This is a genomic window from Companilactobacillus sp. FL22-1 (assembly GCF_043951805.1).
GTDB lineage: Bacteria > Bacillota > Bacilli > Lactobacillales > Lactobacillaceae > Companilactobacillus.
The window spans coordinates 49,139-68,174 of record NZ_JBINJY010000006.1; the positions used below are offsets into that span (position 1 = coordinate 49,139).

General features: G+C 35.4%; 8 protein-coding genes and 1 pseudogene. 1 reads left to right on the plus strand and 8 read right to left on the minus strand.

The window, feature by feature from the left end; genetic code table 11:
- Window positions 1-15: 15 nt before the first annotated feature.
- The 8 genes and pseudogenes from ACG72T_RS06165 to ACG72T_RS06200 all read right to left on the minus strand — a co-directional run bounded on the left by ACG72T_RS06165 (window position 16) and on the right by ACG72T_RS06200 (window position 18,262).
- A pseudogene (locus ACG72T_RS06165) lies at window positions 16-2,061 on the minus strand (beta-galactosidase).
- A gap of 11 nt (window positions 2,062-2,072) precedes the next feature.
- Complete coding sequence (locus ACG72T_RS06170; protein WP_395265292.1) at window positions 2,073-4,307, minus strand: alpha-galactosidase; 2,235 nt, start codon at window positions 4,305-4,307, stop codon at window positions 2,073-2,075.
- 31 nt (window positions 4,308-4,338) lie between these two features.
- Complete coding sequence (locus ACG72T_RS06175) at window positions 4,339-4,782, minus strand: DUF3284 domain-containing protein (RefSeq protein WP_395265293.1); 444 nt, start codon at window positions 4,780-4,782, stop codon at window positions 4,339-4,341.
- A 17-nt stretch (window positions 4,783-4,799) separates the two neighbouring features.
- Window positions 4,800-6,125, minus strand: coding sequence for a PTS sugar transporter subunit IIC (locus ACG72T_RS06180; protein WP_395265294.1), 1,326 nt, complete (start codon window positions 6,123-6,125; stop codon window positions 4,800-4,802).
- Window positions 6,126-6,257: 132 nt separating this feature from the next.
- Window positions 6,258-7,298: a LacI family DNA-binding transcriptional regulator gene (locus ACG72T_RS06185; RefSeq protein WP_395265295.1), complete on the minus strand. Its 1,041-nt coding sequence runs from the start codon at window positions 7,296-7,298 to the stop codon at window positions 6,258-6,260.
- 115 nt (window positions 7,299-7,413) lie between these two features.
- Window positions 7,414-14,913: a hypothetical protein gene (locus ACG72T_RS06190; RefSeq protein ID WP_395265296.1), complete on the minus strand. Its 7,500-nt coding sequence runs from the start codon at window positions 14,911-14,913 to the stop codon at window positions 7,414-7,416.
- A 105-nt stretch (window positions 14,914-15,018) separates the two neighbouring features.
- A complete protein-coding gene (locus ACG72T_RS06195) occupies window positions 15,019-15,567 on the minus strand; it encodes a hypothetical protein (protein WP_395265297.1) in 549 nt (182 codons plus the stop codon).
- 370 nt (window positions 15,568-15,937) lie between these two features.
- Window positions 15,938-18,262, minus strand: a complete 2,325-nt coding sequence (locus ACG72T_RS06200) for an ATP-binding cassette domain-containing protein (RefSeq protein ID WP_395265298.1) — start codon at window positions 18,260-18,262, stop codon at window positions 15,938-15,940.
- A gap of 154 nt (window positions 18,263-18,416) precedes the next feature.
- On the opposite strand from ACG72T_RS06200, the gene ACG72T_RS06205 reads away from it, so the two are divergent.
- Window positions 18,417-18,968, plus strand: a complete 552-nt coding sequence (locus tag ACG72T_RS06205) for a TetR/AcrR family transcriptional regulator (protein WP_395265299.1) — start codon at window positions 18,417-18,419, stop codon at window positions 18,966-18,968.
- The last annotated feature ends 68 nt before the right edge of the window (window positions 18,969-19,036 follow it).

The following is a 19,036-nucleotide window of genomic DNA, read 5'->3' on the forward strand; positions in this document are numbered from 1 at the left end:
TAGGTGACTTTTTAACTAACTATATTTTTCTTTTAAAATCAAAGTGCCATATTTCTTTAAAACAATATTTTTACCTACAATCGAACCATCCAAAACATTCGTAGTTTCTCGATTGGTTTCAATAGCTTGCTTCTTTTCAGAAAAATTCATCAAAAAATGATAAACGTATCCATTTTTGTATCTGTTTTGACAAGAGACTTCATATACTGACTTGGATATAAAGTTATTTCTCAAATTCAACTCTTTTATAATTGGTTTATAAAAATCTTTCAAGAAATCACGACTCATTCTCGTGGCTAAGTAATATGCACTTCCTTTACCATAATCATTCTTCACTATTGCTGGAGTCCCTTGATAAAAATTATTTATATATTTACCAAGTGTTTTAGCCGTTGTTGTTTCGATAACTTGATTAAAGTCTTTACTCAAATACTCTTTCCCATTATATAAAATATGACCATGTTCATCAGGATATAGAGTATCAATTTCTTTTGTATTCAAGCCAAACAACTCACTCAATTTCTTAGGTAATCCATATAAATTAACACGATCATATTTATCAACCATCCCAGTAAAATAACTAGAAACTAATACTCCACCGGATCTCACATATTCAGTTAATTTATCAACCACTTTTTCCTTATTCATATATAAAATCGGAGCTATGATTAAATCATAATTTGAAAAATCATCATCTTCGCCAAGAATACTGCATGATATATCTTGACCCCAAAATATTGAATAATGTTTTTGCAATGTTTGAATGCCTAACCTAGTAGGGCGACCAAAGCCACCTCCACGATTAAAGGCCCAATTACTTTCCCAATCGTAATAAATACCGACTTTAGATACTCTTTTAGCATGCTTTATTTCTGAGATATCAGCTAGCATTTCACCATATTGGGAAACTTCTTGATAAACCCGATTGTTCTTTGATCCATCATGTTCAATTACCGCACCATGATATTTTTCTGAGTTACCTTGAGACTGTCTAATTTGGAAATATAAAGTGCTTTCTGATCCATGAGCAATTTGTTGAATACTACTTAAAATATTCATTCCCGGACGTTTGGATTTATTATATTGAAGCCAATTCACATAACTTGGTGTTGATTCCATAACAATAAACGGTTGATGTTTCAGTGAATAAAATTGATCGTGTACATATCCTGTCTTCATCGCTGTTTCAGCTAATGTTTCATAATTATTGTGCCATACTGGATAGCTGTCCCAGCTTATAACATCCAGATACTTTGCAAATTTACCGTAATTTAGACCTGTGATAGGATAAAAATCTCCATGATCCATACCTTCTGCCATAAAGTTTGTAGTTATTGGAATATTAGGCGTTATTTCTCTTAAAGGCTTTATTTCAGACTTATAAAAATCAATTGTCATGTCGGTTACAAATCTTTTCCAATCCAAATCCATTCCGTGAACTTTAGTCTCACCCAAAGGAGTTGGTGGCATAACCTGACTCCAATCACTATACAATCCACTCCAAACACGTAAATACCAAGCTTCATTAAGATTATCAAGTGTTTGATACTTCTTTTTTAGCCATTTGCGCCAGTTATCCTGACATATTTTACAGTAACATTCTCCCGAATATTCATTAGAAACATGCCACATTAATAAGGCTGGATGATTCCCATATCTTTTTGCTAACAAAGTATTGATTTTATTTGTTTCTTTTCGATAAATTGGAGATGAATAACAATGGTTATGACGAAAGCCCGCCATGTGACGATGCCCATATTCATCAACTCTATTGACCTCTGGATATTTCTGACTCATCCATTTAGGGCGTCCACCACTTGGAGTGGCTAATATTATATGTCCTCCTATTTTATAAATGTCGTCAAAGACCTTATCTAACCATTCAAAATGATATTCATTTTCCCTCGGTTCTAAAGATGCCCACGAAAAAGTACCCAAAGTTACAGTATTAATTTTGGCTTACTTCATTAACTTTAGATCTTGTTGAAGAATCTTTGGATGATCTAACCATTGTTCAGGATTATAGTCTCCACCATATAAAAAAGTATCTATTGATTTCATTGATAAACCTCTTAATTTTTCTTTGACCTCAAAAGATATGTCCAAGATTGATAATCACCTGATACTTGAGCCGTTTCACTATTTGCACCATCAAATTCATAAGGTTCCAATAAGCCTGAATATTTTAATACTGACCCACTTACTGACGTTTCATTATTAATAACATATCTTCTATTTTCATCAATAAAAGAGATTGGTAAGTACCGTTTAACAGCCGAATTAGGTTTTGTCATCTTCCGGAAAAATCCAATAAAAATACTTTCTGAATTTTTTACACCAAATGCAACTTCATTACTTTCGGGATTCAAATCCAAAACTTGGCGGAACTTACCATGCAATAATAATTGACGATTATCTTTGTAAAATTCAATTTGTTGTTTGATACATTCTTTGTCTTCATCAGTCAATTTATTCAAATCCAATTCAAATCCCAATGGTCCAAAGCTAGCTAAATCCTGTCTAAATTTTATTGATTCTGTTCTCTTAACTTGATCATTAGGGACAGCTGATAAATGGTTACTAAAAGTCGATAATGGATACGCTAAAGTCGTTCCTGTCATAATAGACAATTTTTCAACGGCATCACTGTCATCGCTGGGCCAAATTTGTGGACTATAATAAAGAATTCCTAAATCGTAACGACCGCCACCGCCAGAACAGCCTTCGATTAAAATATTAGGGAAACTTGATAAAATCATGCTGTACAAAGAATAAACACCTTTGATATACCGGTGGAAAAACTCCCCTTGAGGTCTTCCAATTTTTTTTAGATAAGTCGAATAAGCTTCTGTTATATTACGGTTCATATCCCACTTAATATAGTCCAACTTTGTTTCTGAAATTATTGATTTCATTTGTTGATAAATCGTTTTAACCACTTCAGGATTAGTAAAATCTAAAACGTATTGCCCTCGCCCTATCGATACTCGATTATAAGGATGGTGAACTACCCAATCAGGATGATTTTTATACAACTCTGTATCTGGAGATACCATTTCTGGTTCAAACCAAAGCCCAAACTTCATTCCCATTTGATGAATCTGTTTGGAAAAATGTCCTAAACCATATGGAAACTTGGCTTTATCAGTAACCCAATTTCCCAAAGAACTACGATCATCATCTCTATGTCCATACCAACCATCGTCAAGGACAAAGCATTCCATTCCTAGCTCTTTACTCTCACGTGCCAAAGATAATAATTTTTCTTCATTAAAGTCAAAGTAAGTGGCTTCCCAATTATTGAAGACAACAGGACGCAAATCATTCTTCCATTTGGTATCTATAATATGATCTTCAGTAAATCCATTAGTTTCGTTGATAAGTCCATTGAATCCACTGCCACTGTAATACAATATTGCTTCCGGAGTTTTAAAACTTTCGTTCTCACTTAATCTCCATTGGAAATATTTGGGATTAATTCCAATGGACAATCTAGTCTTGTTCCACTCATTAACTTCGACCTGATTCAAAAAGTTACCTGAATAAATTAGGTTAGATGCATAAATATCCCCACTATTTGTGGTGGCATTATCACTGACTAAAGCTGCAAACGGATTCTGCTGATGACTAGATGCACCTTTTAGTGACTCTATTGAAGTGATTCCTTGCTCAATATGGCGACGCTTAATCTGTCTTTCTTTCAACCAGGCTCCTGATAAACTTAAAAAATCATAATTTGCCGTTGGCAAACTTAGAACACCACTCATCATATTGTTGATATCAATATCTTTTTTTCCTAAATTAATTAATTTTTGGCTACGAACTATTACTCCATAATCTTTAAAAATAGTGAAAAACTCATGCAGTCTAAGCAAGTGTTCTTCGTCTTCAGATATCACATCTAATGTCTCAGAGTCAGTATCATTATTGGAATATGTCGCTGGGATGTCTAAATCACGAATCTTTGTTTTGTTAATAGAATAAGATTTATATTTAAAGTCAGCATACCATTGTTCATCGTTTTGAGAAATATCGATTGCACCTTCACGAAAATCTGAAGAACCATATACTGGATATTCTGGTTCTCGATCTGCCAGTGTAAAATTCTTTATACTTTCAGAATACTTTACTGTCCCTGCTGATTTACTTTCCTGCTGAATTAAATACTCTACGTCATCATCATTTAATTCACCCAAATTTTTCCCATAGTAAATATGTCCCAATTGATTATTCGGCATAATCCAAAATAAATAACTAATTTTACTATTATGTAAATGAAATATTTTATTTGAAATTATATCTATCATATGAAAATACTTTCCTTTCGATACTTCTTAGTTAATTCACGGCTAAATCGTCTAAATATTTCATTCTTTTTCTTACACCACGATTATAGAAAAATTTATAAAGTAAACTAATAAACATAAAATTAGTCTGATTACGTGTATTTTTGAAAGTATTTCTTTCGGAGTAAACTAAGAATTTCTTTCCTCTTTTATTCGTTTCAAATTGATAAGTTTGAACTATTTTCCCATCAGGTTGCTCTGTTTCCATTTGAAACAGTTCATTCTTCACCATATTTTTTATGCTCATTTTATTCGTCGTCGCAATTCGCTTCATTTTAGTTGTTAATTCCGCTTCAATAGTAGTGCCTGGGGTCAAATGTCTTATTTGTGGATTGGTACGTTGAAAATATTTTAATTGTTCATTTACCAATGTGTTATAAAGATCATTTTGACTGGCATTATACCCATATTTATACCTCAACGTATCAGTTCTCATAATTCCTTATCTCCTAATTAACTCTTTTGATTTTCCGCTTTTAATCCTGCTTCTTCAGTTTTTGAGACCTCTTGTTCTTCTCTCAAGAATTCATTATCCATTGACTTCAAGAAAGGTATCCAAATTAATGTCATAACGATGACATCAACGATTTGCAAGATAGCACCTGCAATGGATCCAGTACCTAACCATCCTGCTAAGAAGATCGGCGTAGTCCAAACAACTGTTGCACCAATTGGTCTTGGAACCATCCCTGATGCAATAGCAAAATATGAAATGGTAGTTGATACTAATGGAGCTAAAACCCAAGGAACTAACAGAACAGGATTTAAAACAATTGGCAGTCCATAGGTCATTGGTTCAGACACATTAAAAATGGCTGGTGCAAAAACAGTCTTCATAGTTGTTTTCATTCGTACTGATTTAGCTAAGAAAAATGCAAAAACAATGGCACAACCTAATTGCATACCTTGGTTAACAAAAACACCCATGAATGTAGTATTAATAATATTTGGTAAATGAGCTGCTCCAGCTTTATAAGCATTGTAGTTTTGAATTGCCAAAGCACCCATAATAGGATCAATAATTGAGTTAACAAGTAAAGTTCCATGAACACCAAACCACCAGAACAATTGAGTAAAGAAGACAGCTATAAGTACCGCTGGCAAAGTTCCACCCAATCCCATTAGAGGTTGTTGTAAAATTTCATAAACAAAATCAACTGCATTGCCCCAAGAAGTAAATGTAAAGGCATAGCGAATAATATTAAATAATAATAATGGAGCAGCTCCGGGAATTATGGCAACAAATGATTCAGCAATCATTGGAGGCACTGAAGCTGGCATTTTGATGGTTATATGTGCGGCACTAATAGCACAGTAAATTTTCGTAGCGATTATAGCAGTAATAATACCCACAAACATTCCTTGAGCACCTAAATCATTGATAGCAATAAATGAGCCCAATTTCTTGTCAGTACCTATGGGCAATAGCATCAAGAAACTAGATAGTGAAATGGCACCCGCAAAAATCTTTTGTTGGCCTTCATGACCAGCAAGTTGATATCCAATTCCAAAAACAATGAATAAAGCAGAAACAGACATTGTAGCATTACTAACTGGGCCAAAAAAGTTAACTAGAAAATCATTAAACCATTTTGGTAAAAATCCGCTGAAACCAAAGGTAGTTGGTAAATTTTGCAAAATAACCATGATCGATCCAAACATAGTGGCTGGAAAAGCTAACATGAATCCATCACGTAAACTTAGAAGATATTTATTAGCACCAATGAGTTCAGATATTGGCCCCATTTTCTTCTGAAATGCATTTAAAATATTTTTCATTTCATGTTTCCCTCTCTTCAATCAATCTGTAAACGTTTACAAAGATTACTATAATCGTTTAGTTAACGTTTACACAAGAGCTAATAAAAAATACTTACCATTTTTTCAAATAATAAGCATTTTCAAATTCAATTATTTTTCTTTTGAAATATTTTTCACTGAGTCTCTGACTTTCAGTTCACTGGAGCAAACGATTTGAATCGGCATTCTTCTGGGCTCAATCATCTGATTCTGCGCTACTCTTACGGCCATTCTTCCCATTTCCTCAGAATCCATTTTGACACTCGACAACGTGGGCGTTAAATATTTATTCATTTCTACGTCATCAAAGCTCACTATCGAAATATCATTGGGAATTTTAAGTCCCGCATTATTTATAGCTTTGTAAACACCCATCGCCATGGGATCACTAGCAACTACAATTGCACTAGGAATAACTGACTGTTTCAAAATTTCCTCCGTCATACTCAAAGCATCCTCTGCAGACCAATGTCCAACATTTGTACTAATATATTCATTTAATCCTTTTAACCGCATCCATTTCTCATAACTATCAGCCCTTACTTCATGGCGACTATTCATTCGAGTACCATCAACATCTACGATGCTACTTCTACCACCGACAAAGGCTATATTACGATGTCCCATGTCATACAATAAGTTTAATATTTTTTGTGTTTTTTCAATAAAATCTGTCTGAATACGATCAAATCTTTCATCACTAATATAATTGTCAACTAGGACTATATTTGAATTCTTCTCCAGAATCTTATTCATTGCTGACTCTGTCATCTCGCCAATCATTATAACTGCACCATAATTAGCCAATTTGTCCCAATCTTTTTCTTTATCACGCATTCTAAATGCATTAAAAACTTGTAATCTCCATTTAGCTGCTTCCTCTTCAATTCCACGTCTAATTGCCAAAAAATAGGGATCTTTTAATTCAGATTCCTCATCGTGTCTTAAAATCAATCCCACTGACATCCCATTATTTTTATAACGAGGCCCTTTAAGATTTTCTTCTTTAGAATAATGTAGTCGGTTAGCGATCTCAATCACTCGTTGCCGAGTATTATCATTGATACTAAAACTTTTATCATTATTTAGAATTCTTGAAACGCTTGCTGCTGAAACTCCAGCCATCTTTGCTATATCTCTAATACTTGCCATTATTTTCCTCGTTAATGTTTACTTGTGTTTACTATATATTAGTCTTCTTTATTTCGCAAAACAAATAGGACCTTCGAATTGAAATTTACAATTCGAAAGTCCTATTTAATTATCTTTAATACTTATACCATGCATACGAAGCCAAATGAACACCATCAATTTGTTTGACCCATTCATTCGTTGCAACACGATAATAAACAGTTCCATCATCAGCGTAAGCTACTTTATCAGAAAACCATGATGTCTCCTGTTCAAGAGCCCGATTTTGAACTAATTGTCCATATATCGTATAGAGACTGTAATAAGGTGCTGTTTCATCAACGTTGACGATTTGCTTGACATTCTTTGTAAAAATAACATCATGCGAATCAATCCACTCATTCGTTGCAACACGATATTGTTTTACTCCTTGACGATTAGTCCGATATTGATCGGTGATCCATGAAGTCTTTTCCATTAAAGCCCGATTCTTAATCGTATCATTTGCTCGGTTATTTAGTGAATAATATTCTTGATCTGGCTTTGTGACAACGATACCGGGATCTTTGTAGTAAGTCCAGCCATCTTCTTCATCAGTCGTTTGACCGTTAAAGACAACATCGTGAGAATCAATCCATTCGCCAGTAGCAACACGATATTGTTTTACACCCGCTTTGTTAGTCCGATATTGATCAGTAATCCATGAAGTATCTTGGGCTAGAGCACGGTTTTCAACAGTTTCGTTAGCTCGATTATTCAATGAATATGATGGTTGTGTTGTCTTGGTTGTGACAACCCCTGGATTATTGTAGTAAGTCCAATCATCATCGCCATTATTACCAGTTGAATTTTCACGGAAGTAAACATCATTCGAATCGATCCACTCGCCGGTAGCAACACGATATTGCTTTACACCTGCTTTGTTAGTCCGATACTGATCAGTAATCCATGAAGTATCTTGAGCTAGAGCACGGTTTTCAACAGTTTCATTAGCTCGATTATTCAATGAATACGATGGTCGTGTCATCTTGGTTGTGACAACTCCTGGATCTTTATAATAGGTCCATTCGTCTTCGTCGCCACTGCCATTGTTATCAGCATCGCTTCCTGAGTTATTGCCGGAATTACCACTTGAACCGCCTGAATTTGGTTTGACTGTGATAGTACGGATATAAGTTACAGACTTACCATCTTTAGCAACAACTCCATCACCAAAGTCGTAGGCATTACTATCATTATCAGACAATAGGAAAGTAACTCTTTGATAGTAAGGACCATCTTGCAAATTACCAGTTACATCACCCGTATCTGAAGTAGCATTCTTGGCAGCATCTTCAGTACTGAAAATGCCACTAAGTTCTGGAGTTCCAGAATTAATATTCTTATCAGCATCATCTTGCAAAGTTACACCAGTTGGAACTTTCAAACTTGATGAATTAGCTGACGTATTGTAACTAACGCTTGGAGTAGAAATATTTGCGTATGCTCGATTCTTTAAGGCAGAAATCTTTTTTACAAACACTACCGTATTTCCTACTACTTTTCCATAAATTGATGAAAAGTCATAATTTTTAATCGTCTCAGGAGTTACGTTGAAAATAACCTTACGGTAGTAATCATTTGGCTTTGTGATTGTATAAAGATTTGCAATGCTTGAATCAACTTTGGCACCTAAATCATCGACTGTAGGATTTGATTTAGTGGCATCTGCTAATTCATAATATTCTGCACTAAATCCGATTCCACCATTAGGAACACTTGTATCAATTAATGAGTTGTCCCCATCCTTCAAAGTGTAGCCATCAGTTAACTCCAAGTCTTTATTTATACCGACACTACTAATATCAACTTTTACAGTCTTGTTAGCAACATCAGGACCAATTTGAATACCTTTAGTACCTGACTTTGGCTTAACAGTGATTGGTTGAGCATAAGTAATTGTTGTCCCATCTGCACTTATTTTAACGTTCTCATCATCAAATGAATATTGCTTAGCATTCCCATCTTTTGGCTTGAAAGTAATCACACGATAATAAGCATTAGTATCATCAAATGTATTTACTTCATCTTTAGAATTCTTAGTTAAAGCGCCTGTCGATGAACGGTAAACCGCTTTACCAACTGTAACTTCTGCTTCAACATTACCACTATCAGTCGTTAATGTTGCATTAGCAGCGGTTGTAAGAGATGAGGCTTTATCCCCAACTGTTGCAGAAACTTCTGTTGAATTTACTTTGGCTGATGTTGTATCAACAGTGATTGCTTGAACATAGGTAATAACACCATTTTCATTTGAAATAACACTTGGATCATCAAATGTATATTCACTAGCATCAGTTGGTGTAAAGGTAATCACACGATAATAAGTCCCAGCACTTGGGAACTCATTGCCTTTAAGTTCATCACTAAGAACTTTATTACTAAAGGACTTGTAAATCTTATTGTCAGTACGTACCTTAGCTGAAACTTTATCTCCAGCTACATTCAAAGTATAGCCATCAACAGCAGGTAATGATGTTATTGACTCACCTGCAGTAGCTGAAATCGGATTATCAGCTTTAATAGTAGCCTTATTAGCGTTGATAGTAATCGTTTGAACGTAAGTAACGCTCTTACCATCAGCACTTGGTTTTGAAGTAGTAGGTTCAAAACTATTAGCCAAATTAGCCCCCTTTTTAAGAGGTACAGTCACTGTACGGTAGTAGGTTCCTGGTTTAATGTAACTATCACCATAAACGACACCATCAGTCTTATTGGCTGTCCCGGCTAAAACGGTCGCAACAGTATTATTAGTATCTGCCGTTGAATAGTAGTCCGTTCCAAATGAAATAGTTCCATTAACAATTGAGCCCTTAGTACCATCTGCATTGATTCCATCGATACCGTTCTTTTCTTTACCTTGTTCACCACTAACACTAGAACCTGAATCAACATTAATTGAGGTTGTTGTACCAGCAATATTTGGTTCCGCCGCACTTTTTTCTACTGTAATGGCTTGAGCGTAAGTAACGGTACCCTTATCCAAGTTCACCCTGGTATTAGGGTCAGTCGTCGTATATTCATCAATTGTACCGGCTGCTGGTGTAAAGGTTACAACACGGTAATAAGTAGCAGTACTATCTACGAAACTATCTAAAGTTACTTCATTTTTTCCAGCTAAAGCATCGGCAGCACTCTTATAATAATGCGTCGAATCAACCGAAACTGTAGCGTCAACTGTATTATCTCCATTGGTCAAAGTGTAACCAGTCGTACTTGTTAGTTTAGAATCATCAGTCTTAGTTCCAGCAGTGACTGAAATTGCATCCGCGTTGCCTTTAACTGAAAGCGAACCAATCGTAATAGTTTGAGCGTATGTAACTGACTTACCATCTTCACTTAGTTTCGAAGTTGTAGGATCAAAACTATTAGCCAAGTTAGACCCCTCTTTAAGAGGTACAGTCACTGTACGGTAGTAGGTTCCTGGTTTAATGTAACTATCACCAGAAATGACACCATCAGTCTTATTGGCTGTCCCGGCTAAAACGGTCGCAACAGTATTATTAGTATCTGCCGTTGAATAGTAGTCCGTTCCAAATGAAACAGTTCCATCATTGATTAAGCCTTCAGTACCATCTGAAGTTACTCCAGTAACAGTATTAGATTCACCTGTTTGTTCACCACTAACACTAGATCCAGCAGGAACACTAATTGGGGCTTTTGTACCAGCAATATTAGGTTTTGCGGAACTCTTTCCAACTGAAATTGCTTGAGCATAACTGACACTTACAGTACCATCAGTATTTGTCGTAGTAGTGTGAATATCGTCATCCAATGTATTCCCTTCTAGCGCATTAGCCTTCAACTTGAAGGTAATAACTCGATAGAAGTCTCTAGATGTAGTGAAAGTCTTTCCAACTGGACTAACACCATTCATAAAGTCAGTTGCATTCTGATAGTAGGAATCTCCATAACTGATAGAGTCTACGATTGAACCAGTAGTTCCTCCAACAGTGTATGTAATGTCACTAGTTCCATCAGTATCCACTTTGGCATCAGTTACTGATTGACCAGCAGTTGCTGAAGCACCAACAACATTGGCAACAGCTGTGTTAAGTATGACATCAACTGGTTGAAGGTAAGTAACACTATTGTCAGTCTTGCTGACTAAGACAACATCTTTTCCTTTAAACTCATCAGCTGCTGAAACACCAGAAATTAAATTAAATGTAATTCGACGATAATATATACCTGCTTTAGTAAATTTACCATTTATGACATATTTGCTTGTGTTATTTGGATCGTAACTCTCAGGATTATTACTATCGTAGTATTGAGAATTATCAGCTGTAACATCTTTACCATCATTTGTAACAACCGTATGTCCCTCTTGAGTATCAGGTTGAATATTTTTATCAAGCAAAGTATTCACAGTTGGATCTGGTTGTGGCACATCTGTGATATTAGAATCAGCTACAACTTTTTCATGAGTAATCGTTGCTGTGGCAACATTTTTATCAACATGAATATGTTGTACATACATAACCGTCGTCACACCATTTACTGTAGTAACGACTGGTTTCACATCATTAAATTCATCAGTAAAATCATATTTATCAACATCATCGGGATTTACTGTGAAAGTGACCGTTCTATAATAATCACCGGCATTATCAAAGTCGCCATTCGTATCTGCATTGGCAATTTCATTAGTACCAGCTACAGCATCTTGAGCTGTAGGATAATAATTAGTTCCAAAAGTTACGCCGCTAGAAAGATTTACAGTACCATCACTATTGGTCAAAGTATAATCAGATGTTGTATTCAACTCTGTAATGGGAACTCCAGTATAAGTATGTTTATCTGGGGCATTCCCTTTACCTTGTTGTGCAATCACGTCAACTTCTTGAAGATAAGTTACAGTAGCACCTTCTTCTTCTCCTCCTGCATTAACGTTGACATATTGATCACTAACCCCAGTTTTGGTACCTTTAGAAAAGTCATATGTTGTAGCATAATATTTCTGTTTCAACGGAATAATTACTTCTCGATAGAACGAGCCAGTTTTACTAAAGTTTCCATTTGCATCTAATACGTCAGTATCTACCGCTTTAGTGTCTTTATCATAATAAACCGTTCCAACTCCAATTTCTTTACTTTCGTCAATCACTGAAATGCCGAAAAAACTTTGTTGGATTTTGACAGTAATATCAGTGGGATCGACAGTTGATTGTGAGCCTACATTAACTTTTTGAGGAACTATATTTATTTCACTGACTGGACCAAGAGTAATACTAATTGGTTGCGCATAAGTGATTGTATCGGTAGCGCTGTCAATTTTAAAATTAGTACCCTCAACATCACCGTCTGCACCTTTAAAAGTATAGTTCGAACCTGCTCCACTATTTAAAGTAAATGTGATGGTTCTATACATAGTACCATTTGGACCAGTGACTCTTGGCACTCTATCGGTGATAATTCTACTTGACGTATCCGAACTATTATTAATTGCATCGGCTGGATCATCATAATAAGTTGTTCCAGCCACTCCAGTACCAATAGAATTACTACTACTATCTGTGATCGTAGTAGTATCCTGTTTAATTCCAGCTAGAGCACTTCCTGAAACCACACTTTCACTAGGTACATTTATGGTTGCAATTTCCTTATTGACACTGATTTTTTGAATATATTGCACTTTATCATTATCAGCATCAACAAAACTGGCACCAGGATAGCTATATAAGTAGCCATCTCCTGATTTTACTTTAATAGTAATAACACGATAATATGGAGATAGAAAATTTGTTAAATTAGCAACTGTTAAAGCATTAGTTCCAGCTTTAGCTTCAGCTTCTGTAGCATAATATTTTCCATCCAAAGAAGCATTGTCTTCAATAGAACCTGTATTTCCATCATCATCGGCTAATGTATAATCTGAAGTTTCCGTCAATGTACTTGAATTTGTGGCCGTATTATACGTAACATCTAAATCATGTTTACCAAAGGTTGCAGTTTTTGTTGATGGGTCAACAATTACATCTTGCATATAACTTATTGATTCATCTTTATCACTATGTGTAAATGAACCATTAAAATGAAATTGATTATAAGCTGCATCTGTTAAATAAAATGTAACTAAACGATGATACGTCGTAGCGGCATTTAATCTACCTTTTGCAGAAATATTTTTCGTTACATTATTTAATGTTGAATCATCGTAATAAGTATTTCCAAAGGAAATTCCGGATTTGTTATCACCCTCAGTTTTATTTAGAAGCGAATTATCTCTACCTGGCAACTCAACAGTACTTGGATCATGTAATTCGTTAGCTGTAACCGAAGTTCCGATCATAGTATGGACATCATTTATCGTTGGTATGACTTCATGAGGATTAATTGTTATTGTTTGAACATACATAACGGTACTATTTTTTTCAATTTCTTTAACGTCAGGATCAAGACCAGTGAAGGCATTGTTTGAAATTGCTCCTTGTATTAAATAAAAAGTGATTGTTCTCAAATATGTTCCCGCTTTAGTAAATTTACCATCCGTAACAACACCACTTGTTGGGGAACCGGCAGTACCATTTAAAACAGTACTTTTACTTACGTTATCCGAGTTAACGTCATAATAATCAGTCCCAAAACTGACACCTTTGTAATCACCCTCGTCTTGATTGAGTAGTGATCCATCTTTACCAGTTACATCATTACCGGTTGTAGCACTTTCTACTGACGTTAATTCACCAGCATTAGCCGTAGCATCAGCTACTGTTAATTTAGCAGAGTCTTTTATGTCCACTTCTTGAACATAAGTTAATTGCTTGCCCGTGGCATTAATTGCTCCACCATTATTAGTTATAGAGCTTACGTCACCATCACTTAGGGTGAATGTGATTTTACGCCAATACGTTCCAGCCTTAGTAAATTTGCCATCACTGCCGACTAACCCAGTGGCTATATTATTATTATTTACAGTTTTATCGGTGTAATAAGTATCATCAATGTTTACGTCGCTTGTTGGAACAGTTTGTCCGTTATCATCGATTAATTTGTCACCAGTTGTATCCTTTAAGGAACTAGCCAATTCACCAACAGAAGAATTTGGAGTTTCTAATTCTGGCTTGACAATATCCATAACATTAATTGGACGAAGTACTGTTATTGTTCCAGTATTTTTGTTATATGCATAATCCGTTCCATCTGTTGCTGCCGTACTACCACCATTAATAAAGACACTATAAGGAGAAACCTTTTGATTGGTTGAATCATCTTTTGTTCCAGCTAACATGGCCTCTATTGCCTTATCAGTATCGTTAGCTAATTTGTATGTAATTGTTTGATAATATTTTCCTGTTTTTAGAATTTTACCATCAGAATCTAGTGTACCTGAGCTTACATTTCCACTAGTAGTAGAAGTTGGATCAAATGTTGCCGTTTTGGCATATGCAAGTGCCGCTGTACGTCCAGCAGAATCACCTGTAAACAAGCTTTGACCATAAATAGGCGTTCTTGCTCCGTCTTTATTAGTGTCAGCATATCTATCTGTAACATTGAAAGTATTCTTGTTATCAGTCGATGATATATCAGATAATTTAGTCCCCACTGTTGCGTTTGGAGTCGTTGTATCTTCCGTAACATCAAATTTACTCATACTGACAACAACAGTTTTATGTATCATATCATCTGTTACACCAGGAGTATCCAATGATGGTGGGTTGTATGTTCCCACCCCATCATTTGTACTGGTAGACTTAACTCAATTAATATCTACAGTAATAGGAAAAGCAATTTTATTATTTTTAAACTCATCTACAACGGTACGATAATCATCAATACTGTGTAAAACGATAGGTTGACCATTACCATCAGTTAGTGTCAGTGACCCTAAAACATCACGATAATAATAATTATCCCCATTTTGAAGTGGATCACTATCTTGTTTATCCGGCAAACTACTCTTTAAATAATCAACAGCTGGATCACTTTGCAAATCTCTCATATGTGCAGGATTTTTGGGATCAAAATACGAGTACAATATACCCCACTCATTGTAATAATCAATTTTTTGGTTTAATGCCGCAACAAAAACGTCATCATTAGATACATACTGATCTTCAAATTGATTCATAAAATCAGAAAGAAATTTCGTTATTGGTAAATCGGCTGGTGGATTATAATCGATACCATCAGCACTTACTGTTATATTTGAATCTGGGATTACCATAGGAACCACTACTGGAGCACCCGCAGCTAGTAATGCAACTGCCACAGCGCTACCTATATATTTAACATTCTTTTTTTTCATCTTAAAGTCCCCCCGATTTACGATGAATTATGCATGAGTAATGTATAATTCAAATACTTGCACTTTAAAAATATCTGTTTATCAATTACTTAATAATGTTATATCCAAATAATTAATTACTTGTGTACACGCTTTATTATATTACTAATTTAAAAAAAGCTTGCCAAAAGTTAAAAGTTTTCTTCCTATAAAATAAAAATTTTATCTCAAAATTACTAAATCCTAAATTTAATCCTCAATAAAATAGTTGAAACAAAAAAATCCTTTCATGGCATCGGATGAAATTATCATATTTCATCTGACAACCACAAAAGGATTATCGTTACTCCTAAATCAGATTTCTCTTACCTAAGATGATATAAAAAAATACTTATTCTGAACGCAAGGCAGTGGCAGCATCTTTCTTAGCGGCCATTTTTGCGGGGATATGTCCACCGAGAACTGTTAGAACGGTACTGATTACGATCAAAATCAAGGCATGGACTGGATTCAATTGGGCCACATTCTTCAAGTCGGTCATATTTTGTAAAATAATATTGATTGGGAATGTAGCTAACCAAGCGATGATTACGCCAAGCAATCCTGAAGAAACACCCAAGATCGTTGTTTCCGCATCAAAGACTCGGGTTATATCTTTCTTTCTAGCTCCCAATGCCTTAAGAATACCGATTTCTTTAGTCCTTTCAAGAACTGAAGTGTAAGTGATGATGGCAATCATAATCATACTTGTCACTAGTGAGATTCCGGCAAAAGCAATCAAGACGTAAGTAATTGCATCCATCAAACCACCGGTTAAGTCTGAAACTTGTCCCGCTAAATCAGTATAAATGACTTTATCAGAAGCTTTTTTACCCTTGTTATATTTATCTAAATAACTGAGGACTTTATCTTTATTCTTAAAGGTACTTGGATAAATCATAATACTTGATGGAGTAGCTGAACCACCGAGATAACTGACCAATGATTCTTTGGTTGTACTGTCAACGCTAGAACCAGTCAAAACGTTGGTATCACTAGCTTTTTGAGCTTTAACAATCTCTGAATTTTTATTAGTCTCAATTATCTCTTGAGTTAACTTGTCACTATAAGCTATTCCTGAGGCTAAAATATTCTCAGAAGACTTAGATCTGACTTTCATAATCCCAGCAATCTTGACGGTCTTATTGTTACTATTATCATAAATTTGAGTTAGGTCAGGATTAGGGGTATATAAATTATCGGAAACTTCCGTATAGTAATCGTTATTAGCGACGATTTTGAATTCTTTCCCAACAATTTTATTGAAATCTAACTTTTGGCCACTTTTGACATTCAAGCCGATATTTTTCAAAGCATTGATATTAGTCGAATTATCACGGTCAACAATTAAAATGACATCATTTTCATTCTTGGGAGTAGTTCCGGCGATAACTTTGTAATGCTTCTTCAAGAAGTTCAGACCATTGTTATCAGATGAAGGATAAACGGAACCACCAATACCGGTTGTAGATGCCATGGCAGCAGTCATTCCGCTCATTGTGCTTGAAGAACCATTAGTGTTGGAAAATTGAACTGTCTTGACTTTGCCATCAGTTTTACTCAACAAGTTCATCCCTGTTGAATAGTTATAAGTGATATCCTTACTCAATTCAGGGCTCAAATTCTTAACATAATTTAGGTAACTCTTATTCAACTTATTAGTATGAGTCATCTTTTCTTGTTGGCTCAATTTAGCGGTAACTTTTTTCGAATTCGAATTCTTCACCGATTTACTTGGTGCAGTCTGTTTCGAAGCGGTCTGTGATATCGTGACTGGGAATTGAGCTAACGTATTGCTTTGTGTTTTATCAATTTGTTTCTGGAAGCCTGAAGACAAGGCTAACACGATTGCAATACTGATAATCCCAATACTGGAAGCAAAAGCTGTCAGTGCGGTTCGAGCTTTCTTAGTCTTCAAGTTGGTAAATGATAATTTCAAAGCTGTCCAGAAAGTCATTTTGGTCTTTTTCAACTCAAAATTATCTTTCGACACATCTTCTACATAAGGATTAGAGTCATCCTGAATCTTACCATCAGCAAAATTAATAATTCTGTCAGCGTATTGTTTTGCCAAAGTTGGATTGTGAGTGACCATAATTACCAACCGTTCGGCCGACAATTCTTTGATCAGTTGCATGATTTCCTGACTAGTTTCTGTATCCAGCGCTCCTGTTGGTTCATCACAAAGTAAAATCTCTGGGTCATTGGCAATCGCCCGCGCAATTGCCACTCGTTGTAATTGCCCACCTGACAATTGATTAGGACGCTTGTTGATATGCGGACCTAATCCCACTCGTTCCAAAGCTTCAGTAGCTTTACGACGTTTTTCTTCATTGCCGACCCCACTTAAGGTCATTCCCATTTCCACATTATCGAGAATACTCAAGTGACTGATAATATTGTAACTTTGGAAGATAAAGCCAACCGAATTGTTACGATAAGCATCCCAATCAGCCTCAGTAAAATCTTTAGTCGACTTGCCTTTGATGACTAGATCACCTGAATCATAAATATCCAAGCCACCGATCCCGTTAAGCATCGTCGTTTTACCTGAACCACTCGGTCCTAAAATTGCAACAAACTCTTGCTTACGAAAAGCTATCGAAACATCGTCTAAAGCCTTTGTTACTGAATCACCAACATGGTAATACTTCTTAATATGTTTTAACTCCAGCATAATTATTCTCTCCCGTATCTATTTTTGCTTAGTTATGATAATTTATTTGTTAAACAAGTATTAATACAACACTATGTCTTCATATAATAGAAAAATACTTTAAGATATTCAATCATCAATTCAAGACAAAGTGTTGCACTTATGAGGAGAAACTATGGTTGGAATAAAGAATAACAAGCGGGCCCAACACACTAAAAGCCTGATCAAAAAGACAGTTTTGTCACTTTTAGAAGAGAAAAAAATCGATGCCATCACGGTCACCGAAGTCTGTCAAAAAGCTGCCGTCAATCGAACAACCTTTTACCGTTATTACACCGACGTATACATGTGTGTAGATTCAATTGAAACAGAATTTTTAAAAAGTATCGATCTCCCGCAAGATATCACGCCCCTTGAAGCTATGAAACGAATATTAGAGGGATTTTATCAACATCCACAAATAAGTAACTTAGCCTTTGTCGAAGGTAATACTAAATTATTGGGAAAAATGCACTCCACCACTCATCAGCCATTCGATCGTCCCCCATTCAGTACCTATCAGGAGACTTACATCATGTTAGGAATACAAGGAATTTTGAAACGTTGGGTCAAAGAAGGCATGCAGGAAACTCCAGAAGAATTAAGCCAAATAATTACCCGAGTCGTTTTTGCGGACGATTTACAAGACGAAAAAGCTAATTTTCTTAAAGGTAGCATTACCCCATAATTTGAAAGTAAACAAATCTATCGTTTACCTTTTATATACAAGGAATATTTTCCTGAGATTTTTTACTT

What these genes read in the sequence shown, in the direction of transcription:
- ACG72T_RS06170 (WP_395265292.1), bottom strand. Translation starts at nt 4,307, where the DNA reads ATGATAGATATAATTTCAAATAAAATATTTCATTTACATAATAGTAAA.
- ACG72T_RS06175 (WP_395265293.1), bottom strand. Translation starts at nt 4,782, where the DNA reads ATGAGAACTGATACGTTGAGGTATAAATATGGGTATAATGCCAGTCAA.
- ACG72T_RS06180 (WP_395265294.1), bottom strand. Translation starts at nt 6,125, where the DNA reads ATGAAAAATATTTTAAATGCATTTCAGAAGAAAATGGGGCCAATATCT.
- ACG72T_RS06185 (WP_395265295.1), bottom strand. Translation starts at nt 7,298, where the DNA reads ATGGCAAGTATTAGAGATATAGCAAAGATGGCTGGAGTTTCAGCAGCA.
- ACG72T_RS06190 (WP_395265296.1), bottom strand. Translation starts at nt 14,913, where the DNA reads ATGAGTAAATTTGATGTTACGGAAGATACAACGACTCCAAACGCAACA.
- ACG72T_RS06195 (WP_395265297.1), bottom strand. Translation starts at nt 15,567, where the DNA reads ATGAAAAAAAAGAATGTTAAATATATAGGTAGCGCTGTGGCAGTTGCA.
- ACG72T_RS06200 (WP_395265298.1), bottom strand. Translation starts at nt 18,262, where the DNA reads ATGCTGGAGTTAAAACATATTAAGAAGTATTACCATGTTGGTGATTCA.
- ACG72T_RS06205 (WP_395265299.1), top strand. Translation starts at nt 18,417, where the DNA reads ATGGTTGGAATAAAGAATAACAAGCGGGCCCAACACACTAAAAGCCTG.